The organism is Pseudomonas sp. CP4 (genome assembly GCF_047758505.1).
GTDB lineage: Bacteria > Pseudomonadota > Gammaproteobacteria > Pseudomonadales > Pseudomonadaceae > Aquipseudomonas > Aquipseudomonas fluorescens_AO.
On sequence record NZ_CP180489.1, the window covers coordinates 5,686,105 to 5,709,576 of the forward strand.

Sequence of the window (23,472 nt, forward strand, 5' to 3'; positions counted from 1 at the left end):
GACCCCTGTTCACCCAACGGTGGAAAAAGGGGTACGACTGTGGCGAGCAACGTGGGCGCTGTCAAATCGCGCCGATGGATTCCCCGAGCCATCGGCAGCATGTCGCTGCCGATGGACGTTGGCGCTTAGCCGGCGAGGGTTGCGTTGTCGATGACGAAGCGGTATTTCACATCGCCCTTGAGCATGCGCTCGTAGGACTCATTGATCTGGTCGGCACGGATCAATTCGATGTCGGAAACGATGCCGTGCTCGGCGCAGAAATCCAGCATCTCCTGAGTCTCGGGAATGCCGCCGATCATTGAGCCGGCAATGGTTCGCCGCTTGGTGATCAGGTTGAACACGTTTGGCGATGGATGCGGCGAAGCAGGCGCACCGACCAGGGTCAACGCGCCATCGCGCTTGAGCAGCACGAGGAAGGCGTCGAGATCGTGCGGCGCTGCGACGGTATTGAGGATGAAGTCGAAGCTCTTGGCGTGTGCCGCCATTTCCTCGGCATTGCGCGACACCACCACTTCGTCCGCGCCCAGTGCCTTGGCCGCTTCACGCTTGGATTCGGAAGTAGTGAATGCGACGACATGCGCGCCCATGGCGTGGGCCAGTTTGATGCCCATGTGGCCGAGGCCACCGATGCCGACCACGCCGACTTTCTTGCCGGGGCCGGCGTTCCAGTGGCGCAGCGGCGAATAAGTGGTGATGCCAGCGCAGAGCAGCGGCGCGACGGCGGCCAGTTGCATTTCGGGATGACGAATGCGCAACACGTAGCGCTCGTGCACGACGATGTTTTGCGAATAGCCGCCGAGGGTCCAGCCCGGAGCATCCGGGGTCGGGAAATTGTAGGTGCCGATCATGCCGTCGCAGTAATTTTCCAGGCCGGAGTCGCAGTCATCGCAGTGCTGGCAGCTGTCGACGATGCAACCGACACCGACCAGATCGCCGACCTTGTAGGCTTTGACGTGATCGCCGACCGCCGAGACGCGGCCGACGATTTCATGGCCGGGCACGCAAGGGAATTGCGTGCCAGCCCATTCGGCGCGCACCTGATGCAAGTCGGAATGGCAGATGCCGCAGAAGGCGATATCGATCTGCACGTCGTGCGCCGCCGGGGCGCGGCGGTTGATCTGCATGGGCTCAAGGGGTTTGTCGCCAGCGTGGGCGCCGTAGGCTTGTACGAGCATGTGAGCATCCTCCATGGGGTGGTTCGGACGCCCATTGTTGCGCGTGGGGTCGGGCGTGAAGTAGTGCATTTCTGTGCAATGCTTGCCTGATTCTGCCGTTGACCGCAGAACCCCAAGGCAGCCGCAATGTTACGGCTGCCTTTCCAGGTTCAACGCGGATTGGGTTGATCGTCCATCTCGGCGTTGTCGGTTTCTTGGCGTACGCGCTCCGGGTCTAGTCCCGCATCGTCATCATCCAATGGGATTTCGCCTTCGTTGTCGGGCAGTTCGTCGATGCCGCGTTCCTTCATCGGATCGACCTCGGTACGCCCCGGACTCAGCGGGTCGGGCGTGGTTGGGAGCGGATCGTCACCTTGCTTGCCTTGATCGTTGTTCATCTGACACCTCGCAATGGCCGTTTTCTATGGCTTGTGCAAGTTGGAGGTGCGGGTGATTTTCGCCGTTCGATTTTTTTGCCTGCCTTCGGTCGCCTCGCATAAATGCGGAATTTCTGCAACGCGCGCAGCTCCATAAACCAACAAGCCAGAGCGAGGACGCAATGATGAGCAGTTCATTCAAGGTCGGCGATGCGGTGCGCTGGAATTCCGAGGCCGGCGAGATTCACGGCAAAGTGGTCAAGGTGCACACCCGCGACACCGAGTTCATGGGCCGCCACCGCCCGGCCTCGAAAGACGCGCCGCAGTACGAGGTCCAGAGCGACAAGACCGGCCATTTGGCCATGCATCACGGCGATGCGCTGAAGCACGCTTAGAAACGCGCCAGTCGATAGGGCTCGGTGTCGGGCAGCGCGACGGTCGCGCCTGAGAGCATTTGCCCGATCATCTCCGCCGTCACCGCCGCCTGGGTCAACCCCAGATGTTGATGACCGAAGGCGAGCAACACCTTGCCGTCGCACACCTGATCGATCACCGGCAGCGAATCCGGCAGCGACGGGCGAAAGCCCATCCATGGAGTTGCGCCATCAGCGTTCAGGTCCTTGCGAAACAGACCTTGGCTCAAACGCTGCAACTGCCAGGCGCGCGCCATGTTCGCCGGCCGCTCCAGCCCGGCGAACTCGACTGTGCCGGCCAGGCGCAGGCCTTCGCGCATTGGCGTCATGATGAATTTGCGTTCCAGCGAGGTGACGGGGAAGGGCAAGCGATCATGCTCATGCGGCAGCATCAGGTGATAGCCGCGTTCGGTGTCCAGCGGCACCTGCTTGCCGGTCAGCGCGGCGGTAAGTTTCGCCGAGTGTGCACCGCAGGCCAGTAAAACGCGGCTGGCCGTCACACCGCCGTTGCCCGTCACTAGTAAAACGCCGTTTTCCTGCACGTAGCCGCCCTGAACCCGCTGCTGGAGAAAACTCACGCCGCTGCTGCGAGCCGCCTCGACCAGTGCACACACTACGCGATAGGGATCGAGGAAATGGCCAGTGCGTGGGAAAAATAGTCCGCCACGAATCTGCTCGTTGAGCTGCGGCGCGGTTTCGCGGATCGCGCCGGTTGGCCAGTAATCCACCGGCACTTGCTGCTGCTTCAGGCGTGCCTGCAACGCTTCGATGGCCTGTCGGGATTCAGGTTTTTCGAAGACCAGTAACGAGCCGTCAACCTTGAGCAGATCGGTGCGCTGGATATCGCTGAGCAAGCGCTGCCACGCGTCGAGACTGCTTTCATTCAGCGCACGCAAGCCGGCGACGGTTTTCTGAAAAGGCTCAGGCCGCAGATTCAGCAGCAGCCGGGTGAACCATGGCAGGGCCCTCGGCAGATATTTCCAGTCCAGGCGCAGCGGTCCCATCGGGTCCATGAGCATGGCCGGCAAACGCTTGAGGATCGACACGTCTGCAATCGGAAATACCTGCTCAGTGGCCAGATGTCCGGCATTGCCGAACGAAGCGCCATGCCCCGGTTCCTGCTGATCGATGACCACCACGCGCAAACCCTGGCGCGCCAGGCGCAGTGCGCAAGCCACGCCGATGATCCCGGCGCCGACCACGGCGATGTCGTGCGAAGGGTTATTCGTCATGGCGTGTCGCTTCCCGTTGGCCATCGAGCAAGCGCCGAAGGTTGAGCGGATTGGCCTGTTGCAGCGCCGTCGGCAGCAAGCTGTCAGGGAAATCCTGATAGCACACCGGCCGCAGGAAACGCAGGATCGCCGCAGTGCCGACCGAAGTGCTGCGCGCATCCGAGGTCGCCGGGTAAGGCCCGCCATGCACCATCGCCTCGCAGACTTCCACGCCGGTCGGCCAGCCATTGACCAGCAAGCGCCCGGCCTTGCGCTCCAGGGTCGGCAGCAACGTACGCGCCATTGCAAGGTCTGCGTCATCCATGTGCAGGGTCGCGGTGAGTTGGCCTTCGAGGTGTGCGCAGACCTGACGGATTTCCTCGTCAGTGCTGCATTGCACGATCAGCGATGCAGCGCCGAAGACCTCAGCTTGCAAACGCTGATCGGCAAGAAAATTCGCCGCCTCGGTGCTGAAGACATGCGTCTGACACTGATTCGCGCCGCTGCCGACTTGGCCAACCGCTACCGCGCGTGCACGGGGATTGCCTTGCAGAGCCGCCACGCCTGCTTGATAGGCGCCGAAAATGCCGGGCGTGAGCATGGTTTGCGCCGCGCTGCGCAGGATCAGTTCAGCCACCGCGCTGAGGAACCCGTCGAGCGCCGGGCCTTTGCGGGCAATCAACAATCCCGGGTTGGTGCAGAACTGCCCGGCGCCCAATGTCAGCGACGCGACAAACCCTTCGGCCAGCGCCTGCGCGCGATTTTCCAGCGCGGCGGGAAACAGCAAAACCGGGTTGATCGAGCTCATTTCCGCATACACCGGGATCGGCTCGGGCCGCGCTTGCGCAGCTTTCATCAAGGCCAGACCGCCAGTGCGCGAGCCAGTGAAACCAGCGGCTTTGATGCGCCAGTCGCTGACCAGTGCGATGCCGACTTCGTAGCCAGAATCGAACAATAAGGAAAACACGCCCTCGGGCAGAGCGCAGGCTTTGACCGCTTGCGCGACTGCGCGGCCGACCAGTTCGCTGATGCCCGGATGCGCGCTGTGCGCCTTGACGATCACCGGGCAACCAGCCGCCAACGCCGCAGCGGTGTCGCCACCGGCCACGGAAAATGCCAGCGGAAAGTTGCTCGCACCAAACACCGCGACCGGCCCCAAGGCAATCTGTCGTTGCCGCAGGTCGGAGCGCGGCAGTGGCTGGCGTTGTGGTTGCGCATGGTCGACGCGCACGTCCAGCCATTCACCGGCGCGCACCGTGCGGGCGAACAGGCGCAATTGCTGGCAGGTGCGCCCGCGTTCACCCTCAAGGCGCGCGCGCGGCAAACCGGTTTCGGCGTGGGCGCGTTCGATCAGTTCATCGCCAAGGTTGTCGATGTGCTCGGCAATGCTTTCGAGAAATGCCGCACGGGCGCTCAGGCTGGTTTCGCGGTACGCGTCTTGCGCCGCCCAAGCCAAAGCGCAGGCCTGTTCCACCTGTTCGGCTGACGCCCCGGCGAACTGCGGTTCAAGTGCCTGGTTGGTCGCCGGATCGATCCCGCGAAAGGCCGGACGCGTACCCGCCACGGATTGTTGGCCGATCAGCATGTTGCCCGTCAGAGTCATAGTGTCTTCCTGTGAAATGAGCGAGGCCTGCCGCGAATCGTTTTGACTCGCGGCAGGTAGAAGTCAGGCGAAGTTCTGCTCGGCGGACCAGTTTTCGTACCAGTGACGGAACAGCGAATACTGCTTCTCGGCATAGCGCCGTTGCGAGTCGCTCAGCACATCGGTTTCATTGAAGTGCAGGGTGTATTCCTTGTCGCCGTTGAGCACCATCAGGTGCTTGTAATACAGCACCAGATCGCAACCTTCGTCGAACGATGACAGCACCGCCAGCGCCGACTCCAGCTCCCGCGCCTGACGCCGGGCCTTGGCATCGCCTTGCGCGGCCTGCTTGCTCAGCGCCACCAGTTGCAGCACTTCGCGGGGCAGGGCGTTGCCGATGCCGGTAATGGCGCCGGTGGCGTTGCAGTTGACGAAACCGTGCACCACCTGCGTGTCGACGCCGACCATCAGCGTCACGTCGTCATCCTTGGAGGTGATGTTCTCGGCTGCGTAGCGCAGGTCCGCGCCGCCGCCGAATTCCTTGAAGCCGATCAGGTTCGGGTATTCGCGGCGCAGTTCGAAAAACAGATCAGCGCGGGTGGCGAAGCCGTAGTAGGGACTGTTGTAGATCACCGCCGGCAAGTTCGGCGCGGCTTGCAGAATCGCGGCGAAGTGCGCCTTTTGCGCCGTCGCCGAGGCGCCACGGGAGAGCACGCGCGGGATGACCATCAAGCCTTGCGCGCCGACTTTCGCCGCATGCGCTGCGTGGGAGACTGCTTCACGGGTATTCACTGCGCCAGTGCCGACGATGGTCGGCACCCCGGCGGCGACCAGACGCGCCACGCCTTCCTGGCGCTCGGCTTCGGTGAGCAGCGGCCAGTCGCCCATTGAGCCGCAATAAACCACGGCGCTCATGCCGATATCGATCAGCTCGCGACCCTTGGCCACCAGCGCTTCGAAATCCGGTTTGCGCTGGGCGGTGCACGGGGTCATCAGGGCCGGCATGCAGCCGGTGAAGATGTTGTCGCTCATGGTTCAACTCCTTGGCATTTCGTTTGATTCGAGGTGAAAAATCGGCGTGACGGCTCAGATGCCCCACGCGAACGGGTCGGTGTCGTCGATCAGCAAGGTGCTGTCGGCGGTCATGTAGGCGCGGCCGGTGATGAACGGGCGAATGCGTTCGCCCTCCCATTCGAAGCGGCCTTCGAACTGGCTGCCAGTGATGCTCGCCTGAACCCATAGCGCGCCGGGCTGCAGCTTGTCGTCGGCGGCCAGACAGGCGAGTTTGGCGCTGGTGCCGGTGCCGCACGGCGAGCGGTCATAGGCTTTGCCGGGGCACATGACGAAGTTGCGGCTATCGGCGTTGTCGTCGTCGGCGAACAGTTCGATGTGGTCGATGAGCGCGCCGTCTTCGCCAGAGATGCCTTGATCTTCCAGCGCCTTGAGCATCGCCCAGGTGTAGGCCGTCAGGTGCTCGACGTTGTCCATGGTCAACGTCTGGCCATGCTCGGAGACCAGATAAAACCAGTTGCCGCCATAGGCGATATCGCCGACAACGCGACCGAAACCGGGTACGTCCACCGGCACCTGTTTGCGATAACGGTAAGCGGGCACGTTGCCCAGAGTGACCGAACCATCGTCGTGCAGCGTCGCGCTGACTTGCCCCACCGGTGTGTCGATCCTGTGCACGCCCGGCTGGATTTTCCCCAGATGCTGCAACGAGTTGATCAGGCCGATGGTGCCGTGGCCGCACATGCCCAGGTATCCGGCGTTGTTGAAGAAGATCACCCCGCAGGTAGCGTCCGGCGAGACCGGCGGGCAATACAGCGCGCCGACCAGCACATCGTTGCCACGCGGTTCGAGCAGACAGGCGCGGCGCCACTGATCGTGCTGGCTGCGCAGGGCGTCGCGTTTCTCGACCATGCTGTTGCCGGACAACTCGGGGAAGCCGCTCATCACCAGTCGCGTCGGTTCGCCGCCGGTGTGGGAATCAATGACGTGTACTCGTTTCATGAAGAGATCCCGTTGTATGATTTCAGTAGGCGCCGGCAGGGCGGGCGTTGACGGTGGGCGAGGGCGCAGGGCTTTCGCTCTCGTCGTCCAGGCGCAGCAGATGGGCAGGCACGCCGGTCGCTGCGCCCCAGTAGTAAATGCCGGTGGCGCAAGCGGCGACGACGATCGTGTCGAACGGATGGGCGAGGATGCCCAGGCCACCGAAGGTGCCGAGTTTCGACAGCACGATGGTCACCGCGTAGAAGGCGATCAGCCACGCCGATGAACGCACCTGACGCGCCAGGCTCAGGTGTGCGGTCGGCACAAAGCGGCCGCAGAACAGGTAGATGACAAACATCAGAATCTGCAGGCCAAGCAGCCAAGACACGGTGTTCCAGCCCGACCAGTAGACGATGAGCGCGGCGATGATGAACGACACCGGCCCGAGCAGGCCCATGCTCTTGACCCGGAACGGGCGCGGCATGTCCGGCGCATTGCGCCGCAGCGCCGCGACCGACACTGGCGCCACCGCATAGCTCAGCACCAGCGCGGCGGAGACCACGTTGATCAGCGCTTCCCACGATGGAAACGGTAGGGTCCAGAACACCGACAGGGCGAAGGTCAGCCACAGCGCCGGACGCGGGATGCCGGACTTTTCATCGATGTGGGTGAAGACCTTGAAGAAGGTGCCGGTCTGCGCCCAGCCGTAGATCACTCGCGGCGTGGCGTTCATGTAGATGTTGCCGCAGCCGCTCGGCGAGATCACCGCATCGGCAACCACCAGATACGCCAGCCAGCCCACACCGAGCGCCAGGGCGATGTCGCGATAGGGCAGGGCGAATTCCTTGCTGATACCGGCCCAGCCGTTGGCGAGCATGTCCGTCGGGATGCTGCCGAGAAAGGCCATTTGCAGCAGCACGTAAATCAGGGTCGACAGCAGCACCGAGAGAATCAGCGCGATGGGAATGGTGCGCTGTGGATTTTTTACTTCGCTGGCCACGGAAATGATCGGCGTCAGGCCCAGATAGGCAAAGATGATCCCGCCAGCGGAGACCGCCATTTCCACGCCGGACAGTCCGAATGGGGCGAATCCCTGAACCTGGAAATTCTCCGGTTTGAAGAAGGTGAAGAGCACGCCGATCACCAGCAACGGCACGATGAATTTGAACACGCTGACCAGATTATTGGCCTTGGCGAAGGTCTTCACGCTGCGGTAGTTGAGCAGGAAAAACACGCACAGCAGGCCGAACTGCACCAGCCAGCCGAGGATGGTCGGATCGCCACTGCCAGCCTTGGTCAGGCCCGGAAACCACGCCGCCGCGTATTGGCGCGAGGCGACCACTTCGATCGCCACCAGACTGGAAAACGCAATCAGCGTAATGAAGCCCATCAGGTAGCCGAGCAGCGGGCCGTGGGAATAAACCGGGTAGCGCACCACGCCGCCGGCACGGGGTAATGCCGCGCCCAGTTCGCAGTAGACGATGCCCAGCAGCAACACGGCGAAACCGCCCAGCAACCAGGAAAAAATCCCCGCCGGACCGGCAATCGCCGAGACGTGGCTGGCGGCGAACAACCAGCCGGAGCCGAAGATCGCGCCGAGTCCGATAAAGGTGAGGTCGATCAATGAAAGCTGTTTTTTGAACTTGCCTTGGCCTGACATGGCATCGCCTTCTTGTGAGTTATTGGATAGGCAGTTGTGTCACGGGGACGAGCAGACTTTGCACCGCTCGGCAGTGGCGGCGATTGATGTTTTACGCAGGGATCGATGACGAATTCAGCACAGTGGCAGTGATGAATGCGCGGCCTCGACAGGGCCGCGACGTTGCTGCAATCTGCTCGCGAGTGGCATTTATGGTGGTTCAGCTCGAGGGGAAGTCTTTGATGCAGTCAGCGTTTTCGATCCTGTGCCAGGGCACTGACGGCTTGCGTGCGCAGACCCTCGAAGAGATGGTCGCCAGTGCCGCGCAGCTGTTGCCGATACTCGATGTGATCCCCAATGCGGCGATCTTCATCAAGGACCTGCAAGCGCGCTATGTGCTGGCCAACCGCACGCTGGTGCAACGTTGTGGTTTGAAGGATTTGCGCCCGTTGCTCGGCAAAACCAGTGCGCAGGTGTTCCCGGCGCAGTTGGGCCCCGGTTATACCGAGCAGGATCGCAAGGTGCTGGAGGAAGGATTTGTGCTGGAGGATCAGCTCGAACTGCACCTGTATGGCAGTCGCGAACCAGGTTGGTGCCTGACCCACAAGCGGCCGATCTACAACCGTGACGGGACGATCATCGGCCTGGTGGGGATCTCGGTGGATCTGCAATCAGCCAGTGAAACCCATCCGGCGTTCGAGCGTTTGGCGGCGGTCGATGAATACATTCGCGGTAACTTCAACCGGCGGGTACCGCTGAGTGAACTGACGCGGATCGCCGGAATTTCCGTGGCGCAACTCGAGCGCTATTGCAAACGCGTTTTCCACCTGACACCACGGCAGATGATTCAGAAAGTCCGCCTGGAACACGCGCATCGATTGCTGCACAGCGACTTGCCGATCACCGAGGTTGCGCTGCAATGCGGCTACACCGATCACAGCGCTTTCACCCGTCAGTTCAAGGCCTCGACCGGGTTTACACCACGCGAATACCGGCAGGCGACCGGGCTTTAGACCAACACGGCCAGCCACGCCGAGAGCAGCAGAAGGAGGGCCAGCGCCGCGTTCATTCGTTTGAACGCTTGCGGTGAGCTGAGCAAGCGTGCGCTGCCAACGCCGAGCAATGCCCAGAGCGTCATACACGGCAGCGATACCAGCAGAAACGCCAGCGACAACACCAGCAGGCGCAGCGTCTTGTCGCCGCCGCCAACAAATACGCTGACCACGGCCACAGCCATCATCCACACCTTAGGGTTGACCAGTTGCAGCAGCGCCGCGCCGAATACGCTCAAACCTTGTTCCTGCGCGGCATTCGGGTCCAGCGATGGCGGCGGGCTGCGAAAGATCTGCCACGCCAGCCAACTCAGCCAGAGCACACCGCCCCAAGCCATCGCTTGTTGCACGCGCGGAAAGCGCAACAGGGTTTCGCCAGCACCGAGCCCGACCACCAGCACAATCAGCGCCGCCGCCGCACAGGCGCCAAAAATGATCGGCAATGTGGCAATCAATCCGCGCCGGGAACTGTGGCTCAGCACCAGAATATTGGTCGGCCCCGGGGTGATCGAGGCAACGAAAGCAAACAGCAGAAAGGGCAGTAAAGACGCCATGGTGCAAATTCCTGAATGTCGAAACAGGACATCATGATCGTCAGCGCGAAGGCCTCAGTCTGGAAGATTTGAGCAGCGTCTGCGGTAGTCCGCCGGGGTCAGTTGGTAGGCGCGGCGGAACCAGCGACCGAGGTGACTCTGGTCGGCGAAACCAAGCACGCTGGCCACCTGCGCTGGCGTCTCGCCGCGCGCGAGCAATTGCCGCGCCTTGGCCAGGCGCAGTTGGATCAGGTAGGCGTGGGGAGCGAGACCGAAAGCGGCTTTGAAGGCGCGGGTCAGGCGAAAACGATCGACGCCACAGGCTTGCGCAAGGTCGTCGAGGCCGATGTCTTCATAGGTGTGGGCATGCAGATAGTCCCGCGCGACCTGCGCAACCAGTGGCAGGCGCGGATCGAAGTCCTGACGCTTGCGCCAGTCGAGATGGCGGGTGAGGGACGCCAGCAGGCCATCCAGCGCAGTCTGCCGGACGATGCGCAAGTCACCGTCGTGCAGCGCATGGAAGGCCTGCACTATCGCGGTCGACAGTCGGGGGTCGTGGCTCAGGGTGTCGGCAAAGCCTGGCTGACTGTCGGCGGGTGCCTCTTCGAACAGCGCGTGCAGTTCGCGCTCCAGCCAGTGCGGATCGAGATACAGCATGGAGTAGGTAAAGCCATCCTCCGTCGGCGCATGGCCGTCGTGGATTTCACCCGGCTCGAGCAGAAACACGTGCCCCGGCGTACTGCGATGACGCACCCGGCGGCAGTTGAATTGCTGGACGCCTTGTTCGGTCACTCCGACGAGAAAACTGTCATGCCAGTGTGGATCGTAGGCATGCCCACGGAAATGCGCACGAATCGACTCGATCCCGGTATCGACATCCTGGGAGAGAGAGATCCAGTTGCGTTTGTCCATGGGAGGACTCCATAGGGCGGTTGAGCAGGGGCGTTTCCAAAATACCGCGTGGAGGAGGAGAGTGTTTAGAAGATTTGTGCAGGTGCGCAGGGGGGATCGCGTCAGGCAATGTGCCTTGGATGGGACCAGAAAACGCAGACGAAAAAAAACCGCCTTCGCGGGGCGGTTTTTCATGCCTCGGTTTGGAGCCGAGGCCGTGTGCATCACTAGCCACACCAACATGTCCGCGCATGGTATTGAGTTTCTCCCGTCAGTGCAACGAAGGTTTAGCGTGGTGTGCGAGGTTTTTTCGGAACGTCCAGCGCATGAAACTGAATTCAGGTCTGTCAATAAACATTGTCAGAAATACGATTTTACAAAGGTTCTGTCGTAGCCGCAGAATAACCTTGGCTACTCGGGTTTTCTCTTCTGATTTCTGCGTTAAGATGCCCGCGCTCATCTTGTTGGTAGAGCAGTGAGGTTTGGCTGGGGGCGCAAAAGGTTTTACGCCCTCTGACGCGGATTCGCACCCGCGCCGGAATGATGTCTCGGAGGGATTTCAACCGGCCGCCTCGCTAGCTACACCAACATGTAGGCTGAAGGCACGCATGGTCCGGTAAGTTTGCTGGAGGTTTGGCCGCCAGCCCTGGAGGCCAAAACGTATGAAGCTTTTGCTGCGTACGCTGAGCCTTGTATGGAGATTGTTGAAAGCCTTGCGCTTTTACGAGTTCCTGCGAGATCACTTTGACGACTTGAAATAAGGTCGTCTAAGTGGGAAAAGACCCGTTTCGGTTTCGACTGATACGGGTCTTTTTTTTGTGTGAATAATACTGTCAAAAATGAGATTGTCAGTTTTATGCTTTCCACTTTGTAGGGCGTTTCGCTTGGTGACGTAAGCAATAGCATAAAGATCAATCCAATAGCGGCTCATGCTCGACCAGCTATTGATTGCGTCAATAACAACCATTAAGTCAATGAAGTTCTCATATCCATGGTGCGGCGTAAGATCGGCTCCATACCCAACCACTGCAACTCGGAGCACATCATCATGAAACGCCAGACTATCCTCGGTATCGCTTTCTCGGTTTTTGCACTGAATGCCTTCGCCGCCACCGAAACCGACCCGCTGTTCAGTGATGCGGTCGCGGCCGCCACTCAAACAGACCGCTTGTTCAGCGACGCGGTAGCCGCCACCGAAACCGACCCGCTGTTCAGCGATGCAGTCGCTGCGACCGAAACTGACCCACTGTTCAGCGATGCAGTCGCTTCTGACGGTTCCGATCATCTGCAAGGCAATCGGGTCGCCGAAGGTGGCGCTGACCGTCTGCTCGAACGTCGCACCGCTTGAGCGCAACGATGAGCATCGATAACGAATGCCGCCTCAACCACAGGCGGCATTCGTTCTATTCACGCTTTACAACTCTGCTCTAAACCGCACTCGGCAGCACGGCCTTGTCGCGATCGCGGCTCTTGAATGTCGCCCAGAAGCACAGCAATACCACCACGGAAAAACCGGCGGGGAACAGCCAGATGCTTTGCCAGTCATGGCCTGCACTTGATGTGAAGTGGTCAGTAATCCGTCCCGCAATCCAGAACCCAATCAACATGCCCAACCCGTACGTGGCCAAGGTGATCAAACCTTGCGCGGAGCTGCGGAAGCGTTCCGGTGCCTTGGCATCCGTGTAGATTTGCCCGGACACGAAGAAGAAGTCATAGCACACGCCGTGCAGGGCAATGCCGATCAGCAACATGAATGCCTGATCGTCGTTATTGCCGAAGGCAAACAGCACGTAGCGCAACGCCCAGGCAGCCATGCCGACCAGGAGCGCGATCTTGATGCCGAAGCGGTGGATGAACAGCGGCAACAGCAACATGAACAGCACTTCCGACACCTGACCGATGGCCATTTTCGCCGTCGGATTGGTCACGCCGATCTCGGCCAGAAACGGATTGGCATTCTGGTAATAGAACGCCAGCGGAATGCAGATCAGGATCGAGGCAAGGAAGAACACCAAATAGCTGCGATCCTTGAGCAAACCCAGCGCATCGACGCCGAGCATCTGCTTGAGGCTTGATGCGCCGGCTGTGGTTTTCAGGGGTGCAGTGTTCGGCAGACTGAAGCTGTAAAGCCCCAACAGCAGCGACGCGATGGCGGACATCAGGAACGTATTGCGCAAGCCTCCGGCGGCGATGCTTTGCTGCGAATCCCAGGCGAACACGAAGCTGATCACCACGCCAGCGACAATCCAGCCCACCGTGCCCCACACGCGAATCCGCGAAAACTCCAGCGCCGGGTTCTTGATCTGGCGGAACGCCACGGCGTTGACCAGTGCCAGTGTCGGCATGTAGACCATCATGTAGGCAAGCACGTAGGGATAGAACGCGCTGAAATCCGCCGCGCGATAAAGCTGATAGAGCAACACCGCGCCGAGCAGATGCAGCACCGCCAGAATACGTTCGGCATTGAAGAAACGGTCGGCGATCAGCCCAATGACAAACGGTGCCAGAATCGCGCCCCAGGACTGCGTGGCGAAGGCCATGCCGACCTGACCACCACTGGCGGCCAGCGTTGTCGCGAGAAAAGTACCGAGGGTGACGAACCAGCCACCCCAGATGAAAAACTGCAAAAACATCATCACGCTGAGTCGCGCATTCATTACGTTCATTTCAGATCACCGTATTGTTTTTATGTCGGTAACGCGGATGAATCAGTCGTCAGTCAGGCCGAGCAAGCGCCGGTTGGAAGCGGCGTCAGCGCTGACCCCGGCGAAATCGTCGAAAGCCTTGGCGGTCTTGCGGATCATGTGCCGCTCGATGAACGCCGCGCCTTCCGCCGCGCCCTGTGCGGAGTCTTTCAGGCAGCACTCCCACTCCAGCACGGCCCAGCCGTTGAAGTCGTATTGGCACAATTTGCTGAAGATTGATTTGAAATCGATCTGGCCATCGCCAAGCGAGCGAAAGCGCCCGGGACGCTCGACCCAGCCCTGATAGCCGCCATAGACGCCGGAGCGCGCATCGGGGCGGAACTCGGCATCCTTGACGTGGAACATGCGGATGCGTTGGTGGTAACGGTCGATGAAACCGAGGTAATCCATTTGCTGCAGCAGCAGATGACTCGGGTCATACAGAATTGCGGCACGAGGGTGGTGATTCACCGCTTCGAGAAACTGTTCGAACGACGCGCCGTCATGCAAGTCTTCGCCGGGATGGATTTCGTAGCACAGATCAACGCCTGACTCTTCGAAGCAGTCGAGAATCGGCAGCCAGCGCTTGCCCAGTTCGGCGAAACCTTGCTCGACCAAGCCAGCCGGACGTTGCGGCCATGGGTAGACGTAGGGCCAGAGCAGGGCGCCGGAGAAGGTCGCGTGGGCTGTAAGTCCCAAACGCTGGCTGGCACGGGCGGCCAGTTTCAACTGTTCGATGGCCCACTCGGTGCGCTCCTGCGGCTTGCCGCGCAGTACTGGCGGGGCGAAGTCGTCGAACAAGCTGTCAAACGCCGGATGCACCGCGACCAATTGTCCTTGCAGGTGCGTCGACAGCTCACTGATTACCACGCCGGCGCGGGCGCAGACAGCGATCAGCTCGTCGCAGTAATCCTGGCTCTCAGCGGCGCGCTGCAGATCGATGAAGCGTGTGCCGAGGGTCGGTACCTGGATGGCTTTGTAGCCTTGCGAGGCCGCCCATTCGGCGATGTTGGCGAGCGAGTCGAAAGGCGCTTCGTCAGCGATGAACTGCGCGAGGAAGATACCGGGGCCTTTCAAACCTGCGGCGTTCTGCTGATTACTGTTCATTGTTCGGGGCTCCTGTCAGTTGGCCGGGGATCTCGCTCCACTTCTCGTTGCCAAGATGATTGGCGATGGCGGTTTCGATAAACGCCATGCCGCGCAGGCCGGTTTCAATGCCCGGAACGCCCGGCGCTTGATGTCCCTCAGTGCCTTGTAGAATCGCTTCGGCGAGGGCGCCGTACAGATTGGCCATGGCTTCCAGATAACCTTCGGGATGCCCGGCGGGCAGGCGCATGCGCTGGGTTGCGGCGGCGCACAGCCACGGTTGTCCGACGCCGGAACGCAGAACGCGCATCGGCTCGTCCAATGGTCGATGAATCAGGCTGGCCGGCTCTTCCTGACGCCATTCCAGCCCACCCTTGTCCCCGTAGACGCGAATCTTCAGCGGGTTCTCTTCACCGGCGCAGACCTGGCTGGCAAGCAATACACCACTGGCGCCGTCGCTCATTTTGAATAGCATCGCCACATCGTCATCCAGTTGCCGACCCTCGACATGCGAGCCGAGCATCGCGCTGATGAACTGGATCGATTGGCCGGCAACGAACTCCGCCAGGGAAAACGCATGAGTGCCGATATCGCCGATGCAGCCGCCGATCCCGGACTGCGCCGGGTCGTCGCGCCAGCCGGCCTGCTTGTTGCCTTGCCCGGCGACATCTGTGCTGAGCCAGCCTTGCGGGTATTCGACGAGGACTTTGCGCACGCGCCCGAGCACGCCGCTGACGACCATTTCGCGGGCCTGCCAGACCATCGCGTAACCGAGGTAGGTGTGCGCCAGCCCGTAAATTCGCTGGCTGTTGATGACCACCGAGCGCAGCGCCTGCACCTCGGCGAGGTTCAGCGCCGCGGGCTTCTCGCTGAACACATGAAAACCGGTACTCAACGCTTCGCGGGCAATCGGTGCGTGCAGATGATTGGGGGTGACGATGACCAGCAGTTGCATGCGCTGCTCGGCGGGCAGGGCGGCCTCGCGGGCGAGCAGGGTTTGCCAGTCGTCATAACAACGCTCGGCAGCAACACCCAAGGCCGCAGCGGTGCGCTGATTATTCTCCAAGTCCCGGCTAAACGCGCCACAGACCAGTTCGAAGCGTCCGTCGAGGCCGGCGGCTTGCCGGTGGGCACGGGCGATGAAGGAGCCTTCACCGCCGCCGACGAAACCCATTCTTATTTTTTTTGCGGCAGCGTACATGGCAGTCGTCTCGGTAGCTTGATGCAAGATTGATAATGATGTAACCGGTTACATCGTGGGCGAAATCTAGGCGTGAATTAGCCGAGTGTCAAATGCCAACGGATGATCGACAGCGTTTCGATCGCTCGTCGCCTGCGGTAAGCTCCGCGCCTGATCGGCATGAACAACGAGGTGGTTTTGTCCAATATCCGCGAAGTGGCTCGGCTGGCCGGCGTTTCCGTGGCGACGGTGTCTCGTACGTTGAAATCGCCCGAGCGCGTCCTGGCGCCAACCCGTGAGCGCGTCATGGCCGCCGTGGAGCAGGCCGGCTATCGGCCGAATCTGATGGCCGTGCAGTTCCGCTCGCGGCGTACCGGCAATCTGGTGATTCTGGTGCCGACCATCGCCAACACCTTTTTTGCCCGAGTCATCAGCGGCGCGCAGCAAGCGGCGCAGGCCGCCGGCTATCGTTTGCTGCTCTGCGACACCCAGGGCCGGGAAGAACTGGAGCGGCAATTTGCCGAATTGGTGTACGCCTATCAGGCCGACGGGGTGATCCAGTTGCGCGCCTACGATCCGTTCGAAAGCGCCCCGGTCGAAGCCGATTTGCCGCCCATCGTCAACGCTTGCGAAGTGGTTAAGGCCGGGCGTTATCCGACCATCAGCCTCGACAACGTCGGCGCTGCCAAAGCCATGACCGATCACCTGATTGCATTGGGACACCGACGCATCGGCCTGATCAAAGGCTCGAAAAACAGCCCGCTGACCCGCGATCGACTGGCAGGCTACGAAGCGGCATTACTCGCGGCCGGAATCGCCTTTGACGAGGCACTGATTTGCCATGGCAACTTCACCCTTGAAGCCGGCTTCGCAGGAGCGGAAAGGATGCTGGCAATGGTCAATAGACCCACCGCGCTGTTCTGTGAAAACGATGAAATGGCCATCGGTGCGCTCAAGCGCATCCGCCAAGCGGGACTGCGTGTGCCCGAGGACATTTCCCTGGTCGGTTTCGACGACATTCCCATGGCTGCCTACTGCGATCCGCCGCTGACTACTATTTCGCAACCGGCCGAAGTCTTCGGGACCAAAGCGGTCGAGATGCTGATTGCCCTGATCGAAAAACAGCCGCTGTCAGAAAGGCATGTCGTTCTGCCGTTCGAGCTGACGCCACGCAGCAGTACGGCCAGCGTCGACAACTCGGGCAAGCGGTAGCCGAATCACGCCGCTGGCGGCTTCGCCAGCGCAATCCCCGCCGCGCCCAACCGCTTCAACACTTCAAACAACAAATCGCTCTTGGTCAGCCCGACAATCCTCGGGCTACCGACATAACCGGTGACCGTGAGGGTTATGCCGTCCGGCGACAACTTGCTGAAACGCACGAACGGCGCCGGTTTATCGAGGATGGTTTCGTTCTCGTGATACGCATCCAGCAGCAGCTGTTTGACCTGCTCAGGATCGATATCCAGCGGAAACACCAGCTCCAGCGATGCCACGCCCTGAGCACTGCCGCCGAGGGTAACGTTACGCAGGTTCTGCGAGATCAGCTGCGAGTTGGGCACGATCACGATCGAGCGGTCGCTGAGCTGGATTTCCGTGGCGCGCACGTTGATGCGGCGAATGTCGCCCTCGACGCCGCTGATGCTGATCAGGTCGCCGACCTTCACCGGGCGCTCGGTGAGCAGGATCAGGCCGGAGACGAAATTCTTGACGATCTCCTGCAAACCAAAGCCAATGCCCACCGACAGCGCACTGACGATCCACGCCAGGTTCGTCCACTGCACACCCAGCGACGACAGTGTCAGCAGAATCACAAAGGCGTAGCCGATATTGGAGAACAATGTGCTCAGCGACGCGCACATGCCTGGGTCCATGTCGGTCTTGGGCAGGAACTCGTTATCGAGCCAGCGGCTCAATGCGCGGATCAGCCAGATGCCTATCAGCAGCGCCAATAGCGCATTGAGCAGGTGTGCCGGGACGATGTTCAGCTTGCGCAAACCGGCGCCGCCGAGGGTCGACATGATATTGGTGATCAGTTGGCCGAACGTGGTGCCGATGCCGCCGACAAACAATGAAATCAGCGCCATCAACATCAATCCGGCGCGGCTGAAGCCGGACAGCAGAATAGAAATCTGATCGAGGCGCCGATCACTGATCCCCAGCAGTTGCTTGAGCGCCTGGCCGCTCGCGTGCTTCGGCGAAAACAGGTGCTCACAGGCGTCCTTGACCAACTGAATCAGCAAGTAAAACCCCGACAACACGATATAGCCCCACACCAGCTCATAACTGATGAACCGCGCCAACGATACATATCCCGCCAGCAAGGCGATGGCCGAGGCAAACATCGAGAGGCTGGCGACGCTGTAGATCAGCCCGGCGAACACGCTGTTCGTCGCCGAGGGATCATTGGCCGCGACCAGCGCCTTGCGCACTTTGCCGACGCGCAACAGCATCGTGCCGATGATCGCCAGTACCACCAGCGAAATCACCCCGCGCCCCGCCATAACGATATTGCTGCTCATGCCTGTGGCATTGGCGACTTGCACCAGCGTCACCAGCACCAGCAAGGTGCAGGCAAGAATCCGCGGATAAGGCTTGAGCGCCATCGCCACCGGATCGGCAATCGCCGGCAGGCGCCACGACGGATGTTCGGTCGACAGCAATGCGCGGCTGAGCCCGGTGATCAGCACGCAGGCGTACACGACTTTTTCGAACTCTTCGGAAAACGTCTCCAGCACTGGCGGCAGGGCGTCGTGGCGGGTACAGGCGTAGAACAGCAGTTTCAGGGCGATGGCGGTGGTTATGAACGTCGCGATGGCTGACGCGAAGGCCAAGGCACTGCGCCGCAGTCGGCCCTCCGCCACGCGATGAATGCAGAACCAGGTCAGCCCGCGCTCAGCCAGACGCCTGCCGAACGTCCAGATCAGCAGGGCCAGCAGCACCAGCACGCAGGTGAAGAAACGATCGCCCGGCGCCCAGACCGTGGCCCAGACGTCACCGACCTGTGCCACGAACAGGCGCAGCCGCTGGCGGTCGTCCTCGCTTGGACTGACCAGCGGCGCCCAGAAGTGCGGACTCAATACGCTACGGGTGCTCAGGGTCAGTTCACTTTCCAGCAGGGTGCGGCGGATGCCGGCGATTTGCGTGATCAGGTCGGCGGCATTCTGTTTCAGTGCGGCGAGGCTTTTCAGCGTGCCGTCGACCTTGCTTTTCTGCTCCGCCAGCGTCGCCCGCTGCGCGACGATATCGGCTTGCTCGGCGGCCACCTCGGCATCGGGCGCCGTGCCCAGTACGCCCAGCTGCACCGCCAGTTGCGCCTGTTGTGGCAACAGCGCTGCCGACAGCCGGTCGACATCGAGAATGAACGCCTGCACCCGGTCCTGCGGGCCTTCGAGCTGGTTGTAATTGTTCGCTGCCGAAATCTGCTGCTTGAGCCCGTCGAGGCGTTGTTGCAGGGCTTGCAGATCGCTTTGCGAAATCACCGGCAGCGGCGCTGCGCTTGAGTTCGCCGGCGGCGCAAGGTCGGCCGCCCACAGTGCAGCGCTGCCCGGCATCAGCAGCAACAGAATCAAAAACAACGACTTGGATGAACAGCGCATGGGGGCGGCAGGCTCGAGTGGATCGCACAGTCTATGAGGGTAGGTGATCGCACCGAATGGGGCGGAAAACTTTCCGGGAAAAGGCCTTTGGCACGCTCAGCAGATCCAGCGGAATGATCAGCGCAACGCATGGTCAACCGGCAACAAAGGCTTCGAGAGCACACCATGTCCATTGCCAAGGAAACGATTGAATATCTGCGTCACCATTCACTGATGATCACCACCGCTGAGTCCTGTACGGCGGGAGAAATCGTTATGCTTTTATCGGAAGTGCCCGGCAGCGGCGAGTTGATCGAATGCGGCTATGTGGTCTACTCGCCGCAGGCCAAGCAGCGCTTGCTCCACGTCAGCCCGGCGACCATGGAAACCTTCAACCTGACCAGCGTCGAAGTCGCCAGTGAAATGGCGATCGGCGCGCTGCGCGACAGCACCGCCAACGTCGCGGTCGCCACCACCGGCATTCTCGGCCCCGACGACATGGATGGGATAAAAGCCGGAACCGTGTGTTTCGCCTGGGCGTTCCAGTTCGATGACGGACATTTTCTGTTCAGCACTCAGCAGTGGTTTCCCGGCTCGCGCAGCGAAGTGCAGACCCGCGCTTCTGAGTTCGCCTTGCAGCAGATGGCGGTTTTTCATCGTCGCGCTTTGCAGGGTGAAGGGCGGTGGAGCCGATGAAGCCTGACGCTGAGCATCCCGATTTAAAGAGCCGACAATTCCCGGTGCAGGAGGACATGGCCTATCAGTTGAAGGTCTGGCGCTTTGAGCACATCGGTTGGTATCTGCTGGTTGCGTGCATGCTGCTCGGCCTGTTGGGCCTGTTTTCCCGTGGCGTGCTCAGTTCGCAGGACGCCCGCAGCGACGACGGCAAAGTCCAGGTTGAATACGAGATGTTCCATCGCAACGGCTCGACCAACCCATTGAAACTCAGCGTGCACACGACGCCTGAAGCCACTGTCGAACTGGACATCGGCGGCGAGCTGCTCGATGGCTTCAGCATTGAAACGATGCAGCCGGCGCCGGTGCGTATGCGCAGCTCAGCGCAGGGCATGCGCTTGTGGTTGCAGGCGGACGCGCAGGGCCAGGCGACGCTTTACCTGACCCTGCGCGGCGACGGATTGGGCCTGTTTCGCAGCCATATCCGCGCGCCGGGCTCGAGCGAAGTCAGGCTCACTCAATTCATTTATCCATAGGTGACCCATGGACTCGGTGTTGCGCGCACTCGCGATGTATCTGGCACTGATGGTGCTGTTCAAAATTGCCGGCCGGCGGTCGCTGGCCGAGCTGACGACGTTTGATTTCGTGCTGCTGATGATCATCGGTGAAGCCACCCAGCAGGCCTTGCTGGGCGACGATTTCTCCCTGACCAATGCGTTTCTGGTGATCATCACCCTGATCGCCATCGACGTTGGGTTTTCCTTGCTCAAGCAGCGTTCCGGGTGGGTCTCGCGATTGATCGATGGCGAGCCGACAATCATCGTCGAGAACGGCAAGCTGCTGCATCGACGTCTGCGTCATGCGCGCCTGGTCGAGGCGGATGTCATGGAGGCGGCGCGCTCCAGCCAAGGCATTGAAACCATCGACCAGATCAAATTCGCGATCATTGAGCGCAACGGCAAGATTTCCGTGATCCGCCAGGATCCGGAAGGTGGCTGAACCCTTGGCGCCGGTCGCGGGCAATTTTTTTGAACGCTGAAAATCCCGCGTAGCCCAATGCTTACCAGTCATTGGAGGATTGCGAAATGAACGAGGCAGCGAGTTATTTTTCCATCGCCGTGGCGGTGATCATTCTGCTGGTCGACCTGTGGGCGATTGTCAGCGTGTTTCGCAGCAACAAGAGTGTTGGCGTCAAAGCCGCTTGGGCGATCGGTCTGATCGTGTTCCCGGTGCTCGGCCTGATCGTGTGGGGCGTCGCCGGCCCGCGCGGTGTCAAGGAAGGGCCTTCGTCGCCAGAGCACAGCAAGGGCTGAGCATTGATGCAACCTGACCACTGTTTAAGGAGATCGTCATGAAAAAAATCTGTGTATGCCTGGGCTTCTGCTCGATGTTTCTGTTGCATGGCTGTTTCGATTCGAACAAGGCGACCAGCCAGGACGAAGACAAGAGCAAGGCATCGGTGCAAATGCAGCAGAAGAAGGCAGATTAGCCCGGTAAGGTTCTCAGGGTTATTGGCGCACGGCGCCGCTTTTCTTCGAACAGACTCGCTTCCACCTTTCGCAAATCCTGTGGGAGCGAGCCTGCTCGCGAAGGCTTTCGATAGTGAACAGCCAGCGCCTCACGCGTCAGTCCATTCCAGCCATGCCCAATAAACCATAGCCGCAGCACTGATAGTCGCTCCCAGCAGACAAACGCCAACCCAGCCAAAGTGCGCATAGGTGTACGTCGCCGCGATCGCGCCCAGGCCACTGCCCATCGAGTAAAAACACATATACGCACCGACCAGTCGGCTTTGCGCATCGGGTCGTGCGGCAAAGATCAGACTTTGATTGGTGACCTGCACGGCCTGGACGGCGAAGTCGAGCAGGACTACGCCCACAGCCATCGCCAACAGCGAGCGCTCGACAAACGCGATGGGCAACCACGACAGGGTCAACAGTGCCAAGGCGATGCCGGTAGTGCGATTGCCCCAACCGCGATCGGCAAGGCGTCCGGCCCGTGCGGCGGCAAGTGCGCCCGCCACCCCGGCCAGGCCGAACAGGCCGATCTGCGTATGCGAGAGCGACAGTGGCGGCGCGCTGAGCGGCAGCACCATAGACGTCCACAACACGCTGAATGCAGCAAAGACGAGCAGCGCGAACATGCCTCGGATCCGCAATACGCGCTCAGTCATAAACAACTGAAAGACCGAACGCAGCAATTGCCAGTAGTTGCCCTGTGCGGGCGGTTTCGCCGAAGCGGGCAGGGTGCGCGACAACATGATCGCCACGCCGATCATCATCATTGCCGAGACGAAATAGACGCTGCGCCAGCCCGCCACGTCGGCGACTACGCCGGAGACGAAACGCGCCAGCAGGATGCCAAGCACCACGCCGCTGGTGACGGTGCCCACGGCTGCACCGCGCTGATCCGGGCTCGCCAGGCTGGCGGTGCAGGCGACCACCACTTGCACGACAACCGCTAACAAGCCTACCAACACCATGGCTGCGAGCAGCATGCCCCAGCTTTCGGCGAAGCCGACTGCGCACAGCGCCACCGCCGACAAAAGCAACTGGCTGATGATGAGCTTCTTGCGATCGAGCAAATCACCCAGCGGCACGATGAACAACAGGCCGACGGCATACCCGGCTTGGGTGGCGGTCACTACAACGCCGATGGCACCAGACGAAACGCCCAGGCTGACGGCCATGGATTCGAGCAACGGCTGGGCGAAGTAAACGTTGGCCACCGCCATGGCGCAGGTAATCGCAAAAAGGAAAGTGTGTAAGCGACTCAAACCAGCCGACGAGGTGTGAGCCGCATCGTCTGGATCGACCAGGGTTTGCGTGGGGCAGGGCATCCTTGCGTCCTCGTATTGTGGTTTTGAATTGAAACCTTGGCGTTGATCTTTGTCTATTCAGGTTGTTAAATGCAACCACATTCAGCAGCTGACACAGTTCAGGAACAACATGGCCCGACAGCAATTTTTGGCCCAGAGCGAATGCCCGGTGGCGCGGACCCTTGAGGCCATTGGCGATCGCTGGGCCTTGATGATTATTCGCGATGCATTCGATGACGTGCGCCGTTTCAGCGAATTCCAGAAACGGCTGGGGCTGGCGAAGAACATCCTCTCGGCCAAACTGAAAAGGCTGGTCGAACTCGGTGTGCTGGAGATTCAACCGGCGTCCGACGGCAGTGCCTACAAGGAATACGTGCTCACTGACACGGGCCGCGCGGTGTTTCCCATCGTTGTCAGTCTGCGTCAGTGGGGCGAGCGCTTTCTGTTCGCGCAAGGCGAGGAGCATTCGGTGTTACTCGACAATGAGCGGGCCGAGCCTGTTGAGACTATCGTCGTCCGTTCGACCGCCGGCGCGCTGCTGACTCCGGCCGATTGCCATCGAAAACTGGTGACACGCGGGCGATGATGCGCGCTGGCTGTGAATTGTCTG

The 23,472-nt window shown here is 60.9% G+C and carries 24 protein-coding genes; 10 read left to right on the forward strand and 14 right to left on the reverse strand.

All coding sequences use genetic code 11. The features are described 5' to 3' along the window. Positions 1 to 125 precede the first annotated feature (125 nt). Positions 126 to 1,175, reverse strand: coding sequence for an NAD(P)-dependent alcohol dehydrogenase (locus ACMYUN_RS25635; protein ID WP_415762136.1), 1,050 nt, complete (start codon positions 1,173 to 1,175; stop codon positions 126 to 128). Between the two features lie 149 nt (positions 1,176 to 1,324). Then, complete coding sequence (locus ACMYUN_RS25640) at positions 1,325 to 1,552, reverse strand: hypothetical protein (RefSeq protein ID WP_042609586.1); 228 nt, start codon at positions 1,550 to 1,552, stop codon at positions 1,325 to 1,327. A gap of 164 nt (positions 1,553 to 1,716) precedes the next feature. Between ACMYUN_RS25640 and ACMYUN_RS25645 the strand changes: the two genes are divergently transcribed. Beyond that, entirely contained in the window at positions 1,717 to 1,926 is a 210-nt protein-coding gene (locus ACMYUN_RS25645) for a DUF2945 domain-containing protein (RefSeq protein ID WP_039763200.1), read from the forward strand. Here ACMYUN_RS25645 and ACMYUN_RS25650 read toward each other — a convergent pair. The 5 genes from ACMYUN_RS25650 to ACMYUN_RS25670 all read right to left on the reverse strand — a co-directional run bounded on the left by ACMYUN_RS25650 (position 1,923) and on the right by ACMYUN_RS25670 (position 8,389). Then, on the reverse strand, positions 1,923 to 3,176 hold the full coding sequence (locus tag ACMYUN_RS25650) for an NAD(P)/FAD-dependent oxidoreductase (RefSeq protein ID WP_415762137.1): 1,254 nt from the start codon (positions 3,174 to 3,176) through the stop codon (positions 1,923 to 1,925). The two genes, ACMYUN_RS25645 and ACMYUN_RS25650, sit on opposite strands and share 4 nt — an antisense overlap. After that, on the reverse strand, positions 3,166 to 4,758 hold the full coding sequence (locus tag ACMYUN_RS25655) for an aldehyde dehydrogenase (NADP(+)) (protein ID WP_415762138.1): 1,593 nt from the start codon (positions 4,756 to 4,758) through the stop codon (positions 3,166 to 3,168). The genes ACMYUN_RS25650 and ACMYUN_RS25655 overlap by 11 nt, the downstream gene beginning before the upstream one ends. 63 nt (positions 4,759 to 4,821) lie before the next feature. Beyond that, complete coding sequence (locus ACMYUN_RS25660) at positions 4,822 to 5,769, reverse strand: dihydrodipicolinate synthase family protein (RefSeq protein WP_415762139.1); 948 nt, start codon at positions 5,767 to 5,769, stop codon at positions 4,822 to 4,824. Positions 5,770 to 5,823: 54 nt separating this feature from the next. Further along, positions 5,824 to 6,750: a 4-hydroxyproline epimerase gene (locus ACMYUN_RS25665; protein ID WP_415762140.1), complete on the reverse strand. Its 927-nt coding sequence runs from the start codon at positions 6,748 to 6,750 to the stop codon at positions 5,824 to 5,826. 22 nt (positions 6,751 to 6,772) lie between these two features. After that, the gene (locus tag ACMYUN_RS25670; protein WP_415762141.1) at positions 6,773 to 8,389 is read right to left on the reverse strand and encodes an APC family permease; all 1,617 of its coding nucleotides are present in this window, start codon (positions 8,387 to 8,389) and stop codon (positions 6,773 to 6,775) included. 221 nt (positions 8,390 to 8,610) lie between these two features. Between ACMYUN_RS25670 and ACMYUN_RS25675 the strand changes: the two genes are divergently transcribed. Next, the gene (locus ACMYUN_RS25675) at positions 8,611 to 9,381 is read left to right on the forward strand and encodes a helix-turn-helix domain-containing protein (RefSeq protein ID WP_415762142.1); all 771 of its coding nucleotides are present in this window, start codon (positions 8,611 to 8,613) and stop codon (positions 9,379 to 9,381) included. Here the strand turns inward: ACMYUN_RS25675 and ACMYUN_RS25680 are convergent. Then, positions 9,378 to 9,974 (reverse strand): LysE family translocator, encoded by a 597-nt coding sequence (locus ACMYUN_RS25680; RefSeq protein WP_122746929.1) that lies wholly within the window; start codon positions 9,972 to 9,974, stop codon positions 9,378 to 9,380. The two genes, ACMYUN_RS25675 and ACMYUN_RS25680, sit on opposite strands and share 4 nt — an antisense overlap. Positions 9,975 to 10,028: 54 nt before the next feature. Further along, positions 10,029 to 10,865 (reverse strand): AraC family transcriptional regulator, encoded by an 837-nt coding sequence (locus ACMYUN_RS25685; protein WP_016774246.1) that lies wholly within the window; start codon positions 10,863 to 10,865, stop codon positions 10,029 to 10,031. 1,027 nt (positions 10,866 to 11,892) lie between these two features. Between ACMYUN_RS25685 and ACMYUN_RS25690 the strand changes: the two genes are divergently transcribed. Next, the gene (locus tag ACMYUN_RS25690) at positions 11,893 to 12,192 is read left to right on the forward strand and encodes a hypothetical protein (RefSeq protein ID WP_039763483.1); all 300 of its coding nucleotides are present in this window, start codon (positions 11,893 to 11,895) and stop codon (positions 12,190 to 12,192) included. 79 nt (positions 12,193 to 12,271) lie between these two features. Here ACMYUN_RS25690 and ACMYUN_RS25695 read toward each other — a convergent pair whose 3' ends face one another. The 3 genes from ACMYUN_RS25695 to ACMYUN_RS25705 are packed head-to-tail and all read right to left on the reverse strand — an operon-like array spanning position 12,272 to position 15,815. Then, positions 12,272 to 13,510 (reverse strand): nucleoside permease, encoded by a 1,239-nt coding sequence (locus ACMYUN_RS25695; RefSeq protein ID WP_415762143.1) that lies wholly within the window; start codon positions 13,508 to 13,510, stop codon positions 12,272 to 12,274. A 42-nt stretch (positions 13,511 to 13,552) separates the two neighbouring features. Beyond that, a complete protein-coding gene (locus ACMYUN_RS25700; RefSeq protein WP_415762144.1) occupies positions 13,553 to 14,635 on the reverse strand; it encodes a sugar phosphate isomerase/epimerase family protein in 1,083 nt (360 codons plus the stop codon). Beyond that, complete coding sequence (locus ACMYUN_RS25705; RefSeq protein ID WP_415762145.1) at positions 14,625 to 15,815, reverse strand: Gfo/Idh/MocA family protein; 1,191 nt, start codon at positions 15,813 to 15,815, stop codon at positions 14,625 to 14,627. The genes ACMYUN_RS25700 and ACMYUN_RS25705 overlap by 11 nt, the downstream gene beginning before the upstream one ends. Before the next feature lie 177 nt (positions 15,816 to 15,992). On the opposite strand from ACMYUN_RS25705, the gene ACMYUN_RS25710 reads away from it, so the two are divergent. Next, complete coding sequence (locus ACMYUN_RS25710) at positions 15,993 to 17,006, forward strand: LacI family DNA-binding transcriptional regulator (protein ID WP_415762146.1); 1,014 nt, start codon at positions 15,993 to 15,995, stop codon at positions 17,004 to 17,006. Positions 17,007 to 17,011: 5 nt separating this feature from the next. Here the strand turns inward: ACMYUN_RS25710 and ACMYUN_RS25715 are convergent, their stop codons facing one another. Beyond that, positions 17,012 to 19,390 (reverse strand): DUF3772 domain-containing protein, encoded by a 2,379-nt coding sequence (locus ACMYUN_RS25715; protein ID WP_415762147.1) that lies wholly within the window; start codon positions 19,388 to 19,390, stop codon positions 17,012 to 17,014. Positions 19,391 to 19,555: 165 nt separating this feature from the next. Here ACMYUN_RS25715 and ACMYUN_RS25720 point away from each other — a divergent pair, with 165 nt between their 5' ends. The 5 genes from ACMYUN_RS25720 (at position 19,556) to ACMYUN_RS25740 (ending at position 21,533) form a co-directional block, all read left to right on the forward strand. Beyond that, positions 19,556 to 20,065: a CinA family protein gene (locus ACMYUN_RS25720; protein WP_310408501.1), complete on the forward strand. Its 510-nt coding sequence runs from the start codon at positions 19,556 to 19,558 to the stop codon at positions 20,063 to 20,065. Then, a complete protein-coding gene (locus ACMYUN_RS25725; protein WP_039763181.1) occupies positions 20,062 to 20,580 on the forward strand; it encodes a hypothetical protein in 519 nt (172 codons plus the stop codon). The genes ACMYUN_RS25720 and ACMYUN_RS25725 overlap by 4 nt, the downstream gene beginning before the upstream one ends. Positions 20,581 to 20,587: 7 nt before the next feature. Then, the gene (locus ACMYUN_RS25730; protein ID WP_039763179.1) at positions 20,588 to 21,043 is read left to right on the forward strand and encodes a DUF421 domain-containing protein; all 456 of its coding nucleotides are present in this window, start codon (positions 20,588 to 20,590) and stop codon (positions 21,041 to 21,043) included. Between the two features lie 86 nt (positions 21,044 to 21,129). After that, positions 21,130 to 21,357, forward strand: coding sequence for a PLD nuclease N-terminal domain-containing protein (locus ACMYUN_RS25735; protein ID WP_415762148.1), 228 nt, complete (start codon positions 21,130 to 21,132; stop codon positions 21,355 to 21,357). Positions 21,358 to 21,395: 38 nt separating this feature from the next. Continuing rightward, positions 21,396 to 21,533: a hypothetical protein gene (locus ACMYUN_RS25740; protein ID WP_165368439.1), complete on the forward strand. Its 138-nt coding sequence runs from the start codon at positions 21,396 to 21,398 to the stop codon at positions 21,531 to 21,533. 129 nt (positions 21,534 to 21,662) lie between these two features. On the opposite strand, the gene ACMYUN_RS25745 is transcribed toward ACMYUN_RS25740, so the two are convergent. Further along, the gene (locus ACMYUN_RS25745; RefSeq protein ID WP_415762149.1) at positions 21,663 to 22,883 is read right to left on the reverse strand and encodes an MFS transporter; all 1,221 of its coding nucleotides are present in this window, start codon (positions 22,881 to 22,883) and stop codon (positions 21,663 to 21,665) included. A 109-nt stretch (positions 22,884 to 22,992) separates the two neighbouring features. On the opposite strand from ACMYUN_RS25745, the gene ACMYUN_RS25750 reads away from it, so the two are divergent. Next, positions 22,993 to 23,448, forward strand: a complete 456-nt coding sequence (locus tag ACMYUN_RS25750; protein WP_415762150.1) for a winged helix-turn-helix transcriptional regulator — start codon at positions 22,993 to 22,995, stop codon at positions 23,446 to 23,448. The last annotated feature ends 24 nt before the right edge of the window (positions 23,449 to 23,472 follow it).